This window comes from Burkholderia sp. BCC1638 (genome assembly GCF_902833195.1).
In the GTDB taxonomy this organism is placed as follows: domain Bacteria; phylum Pseudomonadota; class Gammaproteobacteria; order Burkholderiales; family Burkholderiaceae; genus Burkholderia; species Burkholderia diffusa.
The window spans coordinates 184,280-197,781 of the sequence record NZ_CADFEC010000006.1; the positions used below are offsets into that span (position 1 = coordinate 184,280).

The following is a 13,502-nucleotide window of genomic DNA, read 5'->3' on the forward strand; positions in this document are numbered from 1 at the left end:
TGCGAATGGTTGGGGAAGGTTCGTGCGGCCAGGGCGCGAGGCGGACGCCGCCATCGACGCGTGGCGCGATGGGGCCGCGATACGAGCGGACGGGAATCAGGGCATGCGATTCGCCGTTCGAACGTGGAATGCTTTTTTAAGCATACTCGTCATTCGGCTGATTTAAAAGTGCATGACCGCGATCGGCGAATTCGCACGTCGGTTCATTACATGCTGCGTCGCGTATGGGGCGGGACCGGAAATTGCGCGGCAACGTGTGCAACGGGAAGCGGCGATTCCGGAGAAAGGGATCGTATTCGGCGTCGATCGACATTGCTTCGATTGAGCGCGATGCGCGTGGTCGACGCGCGAGAGAATGCGTGCCGTGCGACGCCTGCCGTTTCAGGTTCGAACGAGCACGACGACCGTCGCACGCAGGCGGGGGCGATGCGCGGCCGGACCGCGTACCGCGCGCCCGCGCATCGTGTTTCGAGCGCCGCGTGACGCGTTACGCGGCGGCAGCTTGCCAGTGCGATGCTCCGTCGGCCGCATGCGTGCGCGCGCGTGCCGACGCTGCATGTTCGCCGGCCGGCATCCGGAACGCGGACACCGTCTCCGACAGATCGCGACCCTGCGCCTCGAGCGATTTCGACGCGGCCGCGGCCTGCTCGACGAGTGCCGCGTTCTGCTGCGTCGTCTCGTCCATCTGCGTGATCGTCAGGTTTACCTGATCGATGCCGCGGCTCTGTTCGGCCGATGCGGCCGCGATTTCACCCATGATGTCGGTGACGCGCGCGACGGCTCGCGTTACGTCCGACATCGTCTTGCCGGCCTCGCCCGCGAGCGCCGAGCCGTCCTGGATCGTCTGTACCGATGCCGAGATCAGTTCCTTGATTTCCTTCGCGGCGGTGGACGAACGTTGCGCGAGACTGCGCACCTCGCTCGCGACGACCGCGAAGCCGCGGCCCTGTTCGCCCGCGCGTGCCGCCTCGACGGCCGCGTTCAGCGCGAGGATGTTGGTCTGGAATGCGATGCCTTCGATGATCCCGGTGATGTCCGCAATTTTCGACGAGCTGTTGCCGATCTCCGTCATCGTATCGACCACGCGGCCGACCACCGCACTGCCGCGATGCGCGACGTCCGACGCATTCGCGGCGAGCGTGCTCGCTTGCTGCGCGTTCTCCGCGTTCAGGCGCACCGTCGACGTGAATTCCTCCATCGTCGCGGCGGTTTCCTGCAGCGATGCGGCCTGTTCCTCCGTGCGCTGGCTCAGGTCGAGATTGCCCGATGCGATTTCGCCCACCGCATGCGCGATGCTGTTCGACGAATCGCGCACGCGACCGACGATGTCGATCAGCCGCGCATTCATCGTGCACAGCGCGTCGAGCAGGTCGCGCGTCTCGTCGTTGCCGCTCACGCTGATGCGGCTGCCGAGATCGCCGTTGGCCACCGTGCGCGCGACGTCGACCGCCGCGATGATCGGTGCGGTGATCCTGCGCGTCAGCCACAGGCCGCCGCCAGCCGCCACCACGATCGCGATTGCGCAGATGGCGAGCAGCAGGTTGCACTCGATCGCGTAGCGATCCGCGAATGCCTGCGCGATCGCGACTTCGCGCTCGTGCGTATAGGTTGCGTACGCATCGGTTGCGCGAACAAGTTGCGCGAGCAACGGACGGCAGCGATTGTCGATATCGGCGGTTGCCTCGTCCTTCTTGCCGGCCTGCGCGAGCCCGACGATATTCAGCGCAACCGGCCCGTAGCTCGCTTCGACGCGCCCGATCTCGGCGACCAGTTCGCGCGCGCGGTCGGTCGTGTCGGTCGCGTTCGCCATCATGTCCTTCAGCTTCGCGAGACGGTCCTGCACGTCCTTGTGCGCCTGCTGCACTTCGGCCAGTTCGAGCTGGATGTCGGCAGGCGTGGTCACGAGCACCAGGTTGCGCGCGGCGATCGCGCGCCGGTCGACCGCCGTACGGATTTGCGCGGACAAGTTTGCGCGCGCATTGACGCCGTTCATGTACCGGGAAAACTCGTCGTTCGTATCGGACAGCGCTTTCAGCGCCATGCCCGACACGATCACGACGACCACGGCGAGCAAACCGAAGCCGCCAAGCAGTTTTGTCTTGATGGTTATTCTGGCGATTTTCACGATGTGCCCCCGTGCGAGTGGTTGGTGATGGGAATTTATTGTTCGACCGCGTGCAGGCCCGTGCCGTCATTAACGGGAATGCCGGATATTTCTTTACCCATCGAAAACCCTGATATTTATTCTTTTTCGCTGGAATCCCCGCCGGTCGGGCGTTCCCGATCCGGAGAAAGGCTCGGGAATCATCGATGATCGTCGCGTTCATACGCGGATATAAATATCGCCTTTTGGCGAAAGTTAATAAGTTCCGGTCGGTTTCTCAAATCGTCCGATTGGCATGTTCGTCGATTTACGGGTGAATCGCGCATTTACGGTCGGACGTTGGGGAACGCCCGATTCGGCCCCGTAAAACTGGTCTACGAATGCATGCCCGTTCGATCCGGCCCGCGGCCGTCGCCGCGGGCCGTCCGGCGATCAGAACGTCGTGCGCAGGCCGGCCATCACGCTGCGGCCGCCTTGCGGCGCGAAGCCGCGCACGACCGAGGTCGCATAGCGGATCTCCTGGTTCGTCAGGTTGTCGCCGCGCAGGTACGCGAGCCAGTGCGTCGCGCCGACACGGAACTTGTACGTGAACATCACGCCGAGCGACGTGTAACCGTCGGTCGGAAAGTCGTTGTCGGGCACGCGGTGCTGCGACCACGCGTGCGTGACCTGCGCGCGCGCACCGAACGGGCCGTAGCCATAATCGGCCGCGAGCGTCGCGCGCAGCGGCGCGATGCGCGGCAGCGGCTGGCCGGTGTCGACGTTGCGTGCATGCGTGTAGTCGGCGGTCAGTTCAAGATCGACCGTGTGACCGCGCCGCGAGAACGCGCGCCACTTGCCGTCGAGTTCGACGCCGTAGAATTCGGCGCGCACGCCGCGATAGATTGCTTCGTCGAGCGTATCGCCGGCGCCGGGTGCGACCGGTTCGCCGTCGCCGTTCACGATGCGGCCCGTGTTGTACTCGGTCAGGTAGTTCGAGAAGCGGTTGTAGAACACGCCGACGCTGCCGCGGTTCGGGCCGCTTGCATAGCGCAGCGACAGGTCGGTCGACACGGCCTTTTCCTTCGACGCGTTCGGGTTGCCGATCAGGAACTGGCCGGTCGCGTCGTGCGGGCCGTTCGAGTACAGCTCGTAGAAGGTCGGCGCGCGTTCCGTGTACGCGACGTTCGCCGCGACCGACCACACGGGCGTCAGCGAGAACAGCGCGCCGGCCGATACGCTGCCGGCATTGAAGTCGCGCGACTGCGCGAGCGCGAATTTCTCGACGCCGGCCGGATCGGGATCGACCTTCACGTGCTCGAAGCGCCCGCCGAGGCTCAGCTTCAGCGCGGGGGCGACCTGCCATTCCTCGAGGCCGAACAGCGCGACGCTGTTCGTGCGCGTGGACGGCACGAGCAACTCGTCGCCGAGCGCCGAGAACGTGTTCTGGCCGAACTGCACGCCGATCGCGCCTTCGAACGGGCCGATCTTGCGATGCCGCGCCTCGATGCGCGCCTCGTAGCCTCGGTTGCGGAAAGTGGTGGCCGTCGCGCCGTTGTCGACTTCCTTGTGGCGATAGTCGGTGTACGCGAAGTCGAACTTCAGCTTCGTGAACGGACCGCTCAGGTTGCGCACCTCGGACGCGAGCGCGAGGCGTTCCTGGCGCATTCGCAAGCGCACGTCGTCCTCGGCGACGGAGCCGTAGTTCGACTCGTAGCCGCTGTACGACAGGCCCGCGAAGCCATCGGCCCACGTGTACGACGCGCCGAGCGCGCCGCCATGCACGCGGCCGTCGCTGTTCGGCACGTTGCCGTACGGTTGCGGCGTGTCGGGGCCGTCGATCGCCCGTTGCTGGCTGCTGCGCGCGTAGCCGGGAATGCGCAGCTTGCTCGTTTCCCGGTCGAATGCGTCGACATGGAACGCGAAGCGGCCGTTGCCGCCTTCGACCTGCGCGGCGCCCGCGCGCATCGAATTGGCCCCGCCGTAGCGCGCGTCGAGCGCGCCCGTTACGCCTTCGATCGCCTCGCGCGGAATCCGGTTGTCGATCGTGTTGACGACACCGCCGACCGCGTTGCCGCCATACAGCAGCGCGGCCGGCCCGCGCACGATCTCGACGCGTTCGATCGATAGTGGATCCTGCGGCACCGCGTGGTCGTACGACAGCGACGACGCGTCGTAGGCGGCGACGCCGTTCTGCAGCAACCGGATCCGGTCGCCGTCCATCCCGCGAATGATCGGGCGGCCGACCATCGGCCCGTAGGTGGTGGTCGACACGCCGGGCAGGCCATCGAGCGTTTCGCCGAGCGAATCGGCCTGGCGGCGCGTCAGCGCGTCGCCGGACAGTTGCACGGTCGGCGAGATCAGCTCGGTGTCGCCGAGCGGGTTCGCGGTCACGAAGATCGGCGCGAGCGGCGTGGTGTGCGTCGGCGTTGACGAGGCGGGCGTATCGGCTTGCGCGTGCGCGACGGCGGCGAACAGCATCAGCGAAACGGGCGGGAGCGGGCGAAGCGGTAGACGAGGGAGGTCGCGCATGGTCGGTGAATCGGTTGGAATCGGATCGGGAAACGAGTCATGTGGGTCACGGCTGGATACGATATATTGTTGCGTCTGCGGCGCGAAGTGACCCGTTTGGATATGACTCGGCGTAACCCGGCCACCCGGATGGAACGGCTGCAGGTGGACGAGCTCGCGAAATGATATGTTATATCATTTCGAATTCCAAGCGGAATGACGGTGGGCCACGGGGTTTCCGACAACCTGCCGAAATGGCTGAGAAAACAGAGGCGGTACGTCAAACCGGCAGCGGGGCCGGTGACGCGAGGAACCATGTCTCGCGATGAATCCGCCGCGGGCGCGCACGATTTCTGCCCCGTTGATGCGTATCAATGCGTTGCGGTTTCGAGCCCGGATACTGGCGCGGTCATCGACCAGACAGGAGCGACGCATGACTCAAACCATGAAAGCGGCCGTGGTGCACGCGTTCGGCGAACCGTTGCGCATCGAGGAAGTGCCGATCCCGACGCCGGGCGCAGGCCAGATCCTCGTCAACATCAAGGCGTCGGGCGTCTGCCATACGGACCTGCACGCAGCCGACGGCGACTGGCCCGTGAAGCCGACGCTGCCGTTCATTCCCGGACACGAAGGCGTGGGCGTCGTCGCGGCGGTCGGCGCGGGCGTCACGCACGTGCGCGAGGGCGACCGCGTCGGCGTGCCCTGGCTCTACACGGCATGCGGTCACTGCGAGTACTGCCACACCGGCTGGGAAACCCTTTGCCACGGGCAGCAGAACACCGGCTATTCGGTCAACGGCAGCTATGCGGAATATGTGCTGGCCGATCCCGACTACGTCGGCCATCTGCCGGCGCAGGTCGCGTTCGACGAGATCGCGCCGATCCTGTGCGCGGGCGTGACGGTCTACAAGGGCATCCGCGTCACCGATACGCGTCCGGGCCAGTGGCTCGCGATTTCCGGTATCGGCGGTCTCGGCCACGTGGCCGTGCAATACGCGCGCGCGATGGGCCTGCACGTCGCGGCGATCGACGTGTCTCCGGCCAAGCTCGAACTTGCGCGCCAGCTCGGCGCACAACTGACGATCGACGCGTCGACCGACGATCCGGCGAAGGTCATCCAGAAGGAGATCGGCGGGGCGCATGGCGTGCTGGTCACGGCCGTGTCGCGCAGCGCGTTCGCGCAGGCGCTCGGGATGGTGCGGCGCGGCGGCACGGTCGCGCTCAACGGCTTGCCGCCCGGCGATTTCCCATTGCCGATCTTCTCGACCGTGCTGAACGGCATCACGGTGCGCGGCTCGATCGTCGGCACGCGTCGCGATCTGCAGGAATCGCTCGACTTCGCGGCGGACGGACTGGTGCGCGCGCACATCCATCGCGACCGGCTCGGCAACATCAACGACATATTCGCGCGGCTGCGCGAAGGGAAGGTCGACGGCCGCATCGTGCTGACCGACATGCATTGACGTGCATGCGGGCACGCTGCCGCGACGCGAGGGGCGTCGCGGCAGCGCTGCGCTCATGCGCGCATCACGGCGCGAAGAACACGTCGGTGCGGTTCGTCAGGTTGCCCGCGTTGGTCTGGACGAAGAACGGGTGGAACGACGACGACGGCAGCACGTCGAGCCCCTGGTAATCGCCGATGAAGAAACCTTCCGCGTTCGGCGCGAGCTTCATGTCGAACGGGCCGCCGACGCGCCGCTCGTCAGCGAACGTGGTGCCGCCGTCATGCGAGATCTTGCGCCAGAACCCGGTCGGCAGCGTCGTTGTATTGCCGGCCTGCAGGTCGCGGAAGTCGTAGTGGGTGACCATCACCGAGCCGGCATTGTCGACGCGCACCGACGGATTGAACGCGGCACGCCCGGTCGGCGTGTTCACTTGCAGCGGCGCGCTCCAGCTCGCGCCGCCGTCCTTCGACGTCGACAGCGCGATCTCGTCATAGTTGCCGCCGTTGAAGCGGCTGTCCTGCCAGACGACGTACAGCTGCCCCGATGCCGGATCGATCGCGGGTTCCGGAATGATGTCGCCGGTGCGTACCGGTTCGCCGGTGTTCGGATCGGTCACGCCGACCGTCTGCAGCCCGGCGATCACCTGCGGCTTCGTCCAGGTCGCGCCGTCGTCGGTCGACTTGATGAACGCGACCTTGCCGGCCGCCTTGCTGAACGGCGGCTGGATCAGGTCGAAGAAGTCGTAGAGCGTACCGGTCTTCGGGTCGACGACGATCTGGTTGCCGATCGTCTGCTGACGCGACGGCACATTGACGATGACCTTCGCTCTGCTCCACGTCTTGCCGCCGTCGACCGTCTTCGAGAAGAACGTCGGCCCGCGATATGCCTGTGTGTGCAGGTTCGCGTACGGGTTGCCGTTCGGCAGCTCGAGGCGGTCCCACACCGCGTAGGCCGTGCCGGCCTTCACCGGGTTCGCCGTCACCGATTCCTTGTCGTTGAAGAACTGCGTCGTCGGTTCGTCGTTCGCGATCAGCACGGCCGGGCTGCTCCACGTCTGTCCGCCGTCGGTCGACACCGAGGCCGCGACCGCATTGCCGTTGTTCGACTGGTTGAACGAGATCGATACCGAATACGCGGTGCCGTCGGGCCCGAACGACACCCACGGATCCGACGCGCGCTCGTACTTGAGCCCGCCCGGCGCGCAGGCGCTGAACGGTTGCGGCGTGCGCGCCCAGGTCGCGCCGCCGTCAAACGTATAGCCGGCGACGAGCCCGTGGGCGCCGCCGTTCGACCAGCGATCCTGCTGCCACACGCCGATCATGTTGGTCGGGTTCGCCGGATTGACCGAGAGCCATGGTTCGACCTCGGCGTTCACGTAGTTCGTGCCGGGGCCGCCGATGGTGCAGGCGGCGAACGGGCTCGGGCCGGACACGACCACGGGGTCGGCATGCGCGGCCGCGGCGGCGGCCATCGCCATTGCCGTCGCGGCGGACAGGCGGGTGAGGCGGGTGACAAGCGAGTGGGACACCATCGTGCGTCGCATGGGACTGCTCCTCGTTCACGTGCGGCGGCGATGTCAAGGAACAGCGGCACGTCGCGCGCCGGTACGCGGCGGCAAGGGATGCCGTGCCACGCGTCGGATCGTGTCGTTCAGGAAGCCGCTTCAGTCATCGCAATCCGCGTGTGCTGGATGCCGCCAGCACGTCGGTCAAGACACCTGTTCGTTTTCATTGCTTGTCGGGTGCGTCCCGGGATGCAGACGCGACGGGAAGGCCAGTCCGTGCATACGACGAATGCGTCGAAGTGGATAGCAATGTAGGCGATCGATATGCGGCGCGGCAGGCAATTTTTTGTAACAGGACGTAGCCGGAAAGCGTTGCCGAAGCGGCGGATCCAGAACGCAAAATTTGCCGCCGGAAAGTTCGGAAACCGAATCGAAAGCGCGAATCGGAATCGCTATCGATTACGGGGCATCTTGCCGATGCAGCGCACCGCCGGCGCGGTTCAGCGATCGGCCGGAAAGCGGTCCTGCAACGCGTGCAGCCAGCGCGCGACGACGTCGAGTTCCTCGTCGGAAAACCCGTCGCACAGCTTGCTGTTCAGCTCGCGCAGCGCCACGCGCGCACGCTTGAGCGCCGCGTGTCCTTCGTCGGTCAGGAACAGTCGCGTTGCCCGCCCGTCGTCCGAATCGGCGTGCCGCGCGAGCAGGCCGGCCTTCGCCATCCGGTCGGCGAGCCCCGTCATCGCGGACGGCGCCAGTTGCAGCGCCGCGCCGACTTCGCCGATCAGCGCGCCGTCCTGCCTCGCGAGGCAGAACAGCACGCCGGCCTGCGCGGCGCTGGCGCGCGCATCGGTCTCGGCCTTGCGGTCGACCCAGCGCTGCACGCGCCGCTGGCCGATGTTCAACAGGAAAAACAGTCGTCGGTCTTCGCTCAAGCTCGGTTCCCGGCTGCAATGGAAAGGGACGGTCGACCCGCGGCGCGCGGCGCGTCGAGCGCCTGCGCGAGCCAGTCGGCGACTGCTGGCCACAGCACGGTGCCTGGCCGGCTGCGGAAGAAGCCCATGTGTCCGACCGGCCCGCTGCCCGCGGCGTTCGGATCGATCTGGCGGCGTTCGACGGCCGCCCGGGTCAGGTAGCTTACCAGCAGGTCGATCGCGGGCGGGTTTGCCCACGGATCGTCGTCGAAGCCGAGCGCGAGAATCGGCAACTGCTGCTTCGAGAAGCGCTCGGCTGCCCCGAGCGTCGGATCGTCGAAGAAGTAGCGCGGCAACGTGGTCCAGCGGCTCCACTCGCGGAACACGCCGGCGGGGAGGTCCTCACCGAGCCCGAGCCGCTTGCCGGGCACGTAGCCGAGCAGTGCGGACGCGAGCGGGCCGAGCACGCGCAGGATCAGCCGCACCTTCAGCCGTTCGGCCGCGCGGGAAATCAGCCGCGTGCTGCCCGCGTGCGCGGCGACGAGCACGGCCGCGCGCAGATGCGCGGTGCCGGCCGACAGCCCGATCGCGTGGCCGCCGACGCTGTGCCCGACCGCCAGCAGCGGCAACCCCGCGTACGCATCGCGCGCCCACGCGATCGCGGCACCCACGTCGAGCTCGACCCAGTCGCGCATGCTGGCCTGCAGCGCGCTGAGCCGCGCGGGCCGCGACGCGCCGATGCCGCGATAGTTGTAAGTCAGCGCCGCGAAGCCGCGTTCGGTCAGGAAGCGCGCGAATCCCGCGTACAGCCGCTCCGGCACGGCGGTGGCCGGATGGATCAACACCAGCGCGCGCGGCGACGCGTCCGGCGACCACAGCGTGCCGCGCAGCGTATAGCCGTCGGCGGCGCAAAACTCGACAGGTTCCGACGTCATGGCCGTCCTCGTTTGGGTAGGTATTTCGTATGCGAAATATAGACCAGGATTTATTTCGTGCACGAAATATCTATCGAGGAATCATTCGAACGACTTGCCGTGAAGCCCGGTGGACGGTGTTCCCGGCGTGCTGAAGGCTCTGCCGTACACGATTGAGTGGAAGCACTTCCAGGCGGCCACGCCCGTCGCCGAAAGCCTGAACGGCAACGCGATTGATGTCGGCGTCGTCGGCCGCTCCTTACTGGAAGCAGGCCACACTTTGGTGATGTCGCGATTTGTGGAACGGTCAATATCTGCCGGATTTCGCCTGTTGCATTCGCTCCAACCGCATCCGCCCGGGCGGCTCGAAGTACGTGCCGAACCGAACGAGTCCGGCCTTCTTCAGATGGCACGTCATTTCGAAACTCACGAGCACGCCGGGGTCGTCGTTCTCGAGGATCTCGACGTCGATCGAACGGATGCGTGGCTCGAATTTCAGCAGCGTCGCTTCCATTTGCTCCTTGAGCATGTGCGCGGACGCAGGCAGCGCCTTGTAGATGTTCGTCAGGTCCGGCAGACCGTAGTCAGGCAGATGCTTGAGCGCGCCGGCGCGCGTGTTCAGGATGCGCCGCACGTTTTGCTGCACGCTCAAGCATTCCAGCGTTCGGTCGTCGTACGCATCGAGCGGTTCGCCACCGATCTGCCCGAGCAGCATGTCATAAAGGGATGGGCCTGCCGGCACGGTGTCGCTCCTGTTATGCGATCATCGCCGCGGGCGCCGGATGGCCGACGACAGTGTTGTTGTCGCGATCGACGAAGTCGATCGTCACGTTGCCATCGGCCGAACTCGCGAGCAAGATCCGGGCCGGCGTGTTGCCGGCAGCCATGCGCGCAAGCAACTCACGGGACACGGCGGGCAGAATGCGCTGATTGAGGAATGCATCGACATTGCGCGCGCCGGATTCGCGAGCAAGGCACAGCTCGGCCATTGCGCCGATCAGCGGGTCGTCGCACGTGAGCTCGACCTCATGCTGCCTGCGCAAGCGGTCGGCGACCTTGGCGAGCTTCAGACGTACGATCGAAGCGAGTGCGGTCACGTCGAGCGGCCGGTAAACCAGTGTCTGGAAGCGCGCGAGCAGAGCCGGCTGGAAGTGCGACACGAGTTGCGGATGAATGGCCTGGATCAGGTCGGCTTGCGATGTTTCGGCATCGTCGGCAGTCGCCTCGTCGATCTGGACGCTACCGAGGTTGGACGTCATCAGGATCACGCAATTGCGGAAATCGATCTCGCGCCCTTCGCCGTCGCGCATCATGCCGCGGTCGAACACCTGATAGAACAGGTCGAGCACGTCGCGATGCGCCTTTTCGACTTCGTCGAGCAGCACGACGCTGTACGGGCGTTGCCGCACGGCCTCGGTCAGTATCCCGCCGCGACCATAGCCGACATAGCCGGGCGGAGAGCCCTTCAACTGCGACACCGTGTGCGATTCCTGGTACTCCGACATGTTGATCGTCGTAAGCGCACCTTGCCCACCGAACAGCAGGTCGGCCAGAGCCAACGCCGTTTCGGTCTTGCCGACGCCCGATGGCCCCGTGAGCAGGAAGACGCCGAGCGGCGCATGCTCGTTCTTGAGTCCCGCTTTCGCGGTACGCAGGCTTTCGGCCAGTGCAGCCAACGCGTCGTCCTGTGCGACCACGCGCCTGGCGAGCTGAGCTTCGAGCGCGAGGAGGCTCCGCAGTTCATCCTCGACCAGATTGCCGACCGGCACGCCGGTCCACTCGGCGACCACGCGCGCGATCGCCTGGGCGTCGACGTCGACGAAGATCAACGGCGCCTTGCCCTGCACGCTGGCGAGCGCGTGGCGTGCGTGCGCCAGCGACGCGTCGTCGCGCTTGGATGGATCGAGGTCGCGTTGTTCGTGCAGCGCCTGAACGAGCTTGCATTCCTGCTCATAGCGCGCGTGCAAATCAGCCAGCGTTGCCTTCGCGTTTGCGAGCGCTGCGTCAAGCGCGGCACGGCGTGCGTCCGCACCGTCGATACCGGCTTGCTGATCGGCTTCGAGCATGTCGACTTCCAGTTCCAGCGCGGAGACCGCGGCCCGGGCGCGCTGCAGCTCCGCCGGCGGGGATTCCAGACCCATGCGTACGCGGGCGGCGGCCGTATCGATCAGGTCAACCGCCTTGTCCGGCAACTGCCGCGCGGGAATGTAGCGGCGCGAGAGCTTGACCGCGGCGACGAGCGCCTCATCCCTGATGTGCACATTATGGTATGTCGCGTATCGGCTCTTGAGCCCTCGTAGCATCAGGCACGCTGTGTCGTCGTCGGGCTCATCGACCTTGATCATCTGGAAACGGCGCTCGAGCGCGGCGTCGCGCTCGAAGTATTCCTTGTACTCGGACCACGTAGTGGCCGCGATCGTGCGCAGCTCGCCGCGCGCGAGTGCGGGCTTGAGCAGGTTCGCTGCGTCGGCGCCGCCGGCGGCATTGCCCGCGCCGATCAGCGTGTGCGCTTCGTCGATGAACAGCAGGATCGGCACGGGCGACGCCTGCACTTCGTCGATCACGTTCTTCAGGCGCTGCTCGAATTCGCCCTTCACGCCGGCGCCGGCCTGCAGCAAACCCAGGTCCAGCGTGAGGATGCGTACATTTCGAATCACGTTCGGCACGCTCCCCTCTGCGACGCGCAGCGCGAGGCCTTCGACGAGCGCGGTCTTGCCGACGCCGGGCTCGCCGACGAGGATCGGATTGTTCTTGCGCCGCCGCGCGAGCACGTCGACCATCTGCTGGATCTCGCGATCGCGACCGAACACCGGATCGATCTGACCGTTGTGGGCCTTGTCGGTCAGGTCGATCGCGAAGCGGGCGAGTGCGTCGCCCTCGGTCGTCCGTCGGGGCGCTTGGGTTTCGGTAGCCGTGGGCACGCCCGCACGCGCATCGTTGGACATCGCCGTGACCGGCTCGCCGGCATCGGCTTCGTGTTCGTCGAGCCTGCTTTCGCAGGAGCGGTGCGCGAGACGCGGCAGGAGCCGCTCAATCTGTGCGCTGCTGATCGACAGCAGCGGCCATGCATTCTGCGCGCGCAACACGTGCGGCGCGTCGACGATCGCTTGCAACAGGTTACCTGACCGGATCGACGCATCGTCACCCTCGGGCGATGCGCGAAGCCACGCATCCTGCAGCATCGTTGCCAGTTGTGGCGAAAGCGCCGGCTTGCCGCGCAGGTTGCGGGGCAGGTGCTCGATCGCGGCGATCAGCGCATTCCAGACGGCATCAATGTCGATCCCGTAGTGTCGCAGGACCGCCGAAATGTCGCCGTCGCCTGCCTCGATCAGCTTCAGCAGCCAGTGTTCGACGGTGATTTCGTCCGAAAGCCGACCCTGGCATAGGCTCGCGGCCGCCTCGAGTGTTTTCGCGCAGTGCGGATTGAGCTGGCGGAGCAAGTGAGTGGTGTCTCGCAGAGTCATGACAGGGCGGTCGGGATTGGGGCGGCGGCAGCCGTTGGGCGCGCCACCCGCGGATGTAAAAAGGCCAGCCTGAATCGGTCAGGCCGGCAAAGGAACCGCCAGGGAGCCAGTCGGTTCCGACCAATCGGTCAGGATCAGGAACGCTCGCTCCACGTATCCTTGTGGATGATGTTGCCGTCCTTGTACGACCAGGTGATCGTCTCGTAGCGCAACTCGACGTTCTCGAGGTGGTTGTGCTTCTCGTAGTCCGGGTTCTTGATGTCGTGCATCACCGGATTCACGGCGACGACCTTCACGTTGTCGAGCTTGGTGTTGAAGTACTCCTTTTCCTTGCCCGCGTCGTCGATCTTGTACCACTTGATCTCAACCGACTTCAGCGTCTGGCCGCTTGTTACCGCCTTGTACAGGTACGGCGTCGACGCGTCGGTTTCCTTGGTCAGCGTGATCGGTTTGTGAACGCGCGTCCCAGTCAGCTTGCCCGTGTTGCCATCGGTCGGGATGTGCACGCCGTGACCGAATTCGACGAGCTCGACGCTGCCTTCGCGGCCCTGAACCGTCACCGAGCCCTTGATGTCGGCGCCACCGTCGTCCTTGAGCCACATATATGCCGGAATTGCCATCTTTCACTCCATTTTTTCGTACTGCTACCAATACTCGGAGTCAGCCCCCGA

9 protein-coding genes and 1 pseudogene are annotated in these 13,502 nt (G+C 65.9%); 2 read left to right on the plus strand and 8 right to left on the minus strand.

The window, feature by feature from the left end:
• Nucleotides 1–487: 487 nt before the first annotated feature.
• Nucleotides 488–2,125: a methyl-accepting chemotaxis protein gene (locus HWX22_RS09515; protein WP_175915494.1), complete on the minus strand. Its 1,638-nt coding sequence runs from the start codon at nucleotides 2,123–2,125 to the stop codon at nucleotides 488–490.
• Nucleotides 2,126–2,536: 411 nt separating this feature from the next.
• A complete protein-coding gene (locus HWX22_RS09520; RefSeq protein ID WP_175915495.1) occupies nucleotides 2,537–4,564 on the minus strand; it encodes a TonB-dependent receptor in 2,028 nt (675 codons plus the stop codon).
• A 463-nt stretch (nucleotides 4,565–5,027) separates the two neighbouring features.
• Between HWX22_RS09520 and adhP the strand changes: the two genes are divergently transcribed.
• Nucleotides 5,028–6,056 (plus strand): alcohol dehydrogenase AdhP, encoded by a 1,029-nt coding sequence (gene adhP / locus HWX22_RS09525; protein ID WP_175915496.1) that lies wholly within the window; start codon nucleotides 5,028–5,030, stop codon nucleotides 6,054–6,056.
• A 64-nt stretch (nucleotides 6,057–6,120) separates the two neighbouring features.
• Here the strand turns inward: adhP and HWX22_RS09530 are convergent, their stop codons facing one another.
• From HWX22_RS09530 to HWX22_RS09540, 3 genes are all read right to left on the minus strand, one after another.
• Nucleotides 6,121–7,581 (minus strand): sialidase family protein, encoded by a 1,461-nt coding sequence (locus HWX22_RS09530; protein ID WP_059819130.1) that lies wholly within the window; start codon nucleotides 7,579–7,581, stop codon nucleotides 6,121–6,123.
• A 461-nt stretch (nucleotides 7,582–8,042) separates the two neighbouring features.
• The gene (locus HWX22_RS09535; RefSeq protein ID WP_175915497.1) at nucleotides 8,043–8,474 is read right to left on the minus strand and encodes a MarR family transcriptional regulator; all 432 of its coding nucleotides are present in this window, start codon (nucleotides 8,472–8,474) and stop codon (nucleotides 8,043–8,045) included.
• On the minus strand, nucleotides 8,471–9,388 hold the full coding sequence (locus HWX22_RS09540) for an alpha/beta hydrolase (RefSeq protein ID WP_175915498.1): 918 nt from the start codon (nucleotides 9,386–9,388) through the stop codon (nucleotides 8,471–8,473). Before HWX22_RS09540 ends, HWX22_RS09535 begins: the two co-directional genes overlap by 4 nt.
• Nucleotides 9,389–9,512: 124 nt before the next feature.
• On the opposite strand from HWX22_RS09540, the pseudogene HWX22_RS31960 reads away from it, so the two are divergent.
• A pseudogene (locus tag HWX22_RS31960) lies at nucleotides 9,513–9,626 on the plus strand (ABC transporter substrate-binding protein); the annotation flags it as partial.
• Nucleotides 9,627–9,674: 48 nt separating this feature from the next.
• On the opposite strand, the gene tssE reads toward HWX22_RS31960, so the two are convergent.
• The 3 genes from tssE to HWX22_RS09555 all read right to left on the minus strand — a co-directional run bounded on the left by tssE (nucleotide 9,675) and on the right by HWX22_RS09555 (nucleotide 13,451).
• The gene (tssE, locus tag HWX22_RS09545; RefSeq protein WP_059700474.1) at nucleotides 9,675–10,109 is read right to left on the minus strand and encodes a type VI secretion system baseplate subunit TssE; all 435 of its coding nucleotides are present in this window, start codon (nucleotides 10,107–10,109) and stop codon (nucleotides 9,675–9,677) included.
• A 13-nt stretch (nucleotides 10,110–10,122) separates the two neighbouring features.
• Entirely contained in the window at nucleotides 10,123–12,831 is a 2,709-nt protein-coding gene (gene tssH / locus HWX22_RS09550; protein WP_175915499.1) for a type VI secretion system ATPase TssH, read from the minus strand.
• A 134-nt stretch (nucleotides 12,832–12,965) separates the two neighbouring features.
• Nucleotides 12,966–13,451: an Hcp family type VI secretion system effector gene (locus tag HWX22_RS09555; protein ID WP_059690140.1), complete on the minus strand. Its 486-nt coding sequence runs from the start codon at nucleotides 13,449–13,451 to the stop codon at nucleotides 12,966–12,968.
• Nucleotides 13,452–13,502: the final 51 nt, after the last annotated feature.